The 846-nt window shown below is 54.0% G+C and carries 2 protein-coding genes; both read right to left on the bottom strand.

The window, feature by feature from the left end; genetic code table 11:
• Positions 1 to 357, bottom strand: a 357-nt coding sequence (locus tag NW838_RS05825) for a Uma2 family endonuclease (RefSeq protein WP_414427678.1), incomplete at its 3' end; no start/stop codon positions are given.
• Positions 358 to 424: 67 nt separating this feature from the next.
• On the bottom strand, positions 425 to 846 hold a 422-nt coding region (locus tag NW838_RS05820; protein WP_414427677.1), incomplete at its 5' end, for a sensor histidine kinase.

The raw sequence follows: 846 nt of genomic DNA, 5'->3' as shown, positions 1-846 counted from the left end.
GCGGGGGTAGTGTATTGGAGAACAAAGAATTTCGATAATCCAGTCGGGTGCTGCGGTGAAGTCATCTTCTGGCTCGCCTGTTTCACTGAGGCGAGTTCGATCCCACGCAATTACGGCAATATCGGGAACAATGGAACGACCGGCAAAAGTGCATCGCAATTCGGGTAGGGCAGTATAGTCGGTGGTGCTGCCGTCAACCTCAGCCAAAAGGCGTTTTTGCAAAATGGAATGGCGGACTTTGGGCAGCGGTTTTTGAATGGCAACTCCATCCACGTACTCCCATGCCGGAGAATCTTCTATGTGAGGCAACTTGAGGAAGTCTTCAAGAGTGAGAGCCAAATCTAGGCGAGTTGTCATAGGTTTAGGCAAAGCCCCCCCGGATCCCTGCCAGTAATGTATCCCAAAGCGAGGGGAAGAAGTGGAATTAAAATTGCGGCAATTCGGGTAGATGTAGCGTAAAAGTCGTCCAACCGGCAGAGCTGTTGACCTCAATGGATCCCCTCAGTTGATCCACCATTTGTTTCACCAAAGCCAAGCCCAGACCGGTGCCCCCTTCTTTCCAAGGATCATGGCTGGGGATCCGGTAAAAACGCTCGAAAATGCGCGTGAGCTCCTCGGCCGGGATCTCCCGGCTGTTGCTGACCTCTACAACGCTGCGACGGCTTTCGGTTCCTATCCGTAAGCGGATGGATCCCTGAACCGGGGTGTATTTCACAGCGTTGTGTAGCAGCTCCCGCAGGATGCGTCCCAACAGCAAGGGATCCGTCGTGAGGGTGCTCTCCAGAGGGACACTGGCTTGAAAGGTTTGCCCTTTGGCGCGGGCCTGCTCTTCGGCAATGGCTAACA

The organism is Synechococcus sp. R55.2, assembly GCF_047462075.1.
Taxonomy (GTDB): Bacteria; Cyanobacteriota; Cyanobacteriia; order Thermostichales; family Thermostichaceae; genus Thermostichus.
The sequence above is the reverse complement of the archived record's forward strand: the minus strand, read 5'-3'. Positions and strand labels throughout refer to the sequence as shown.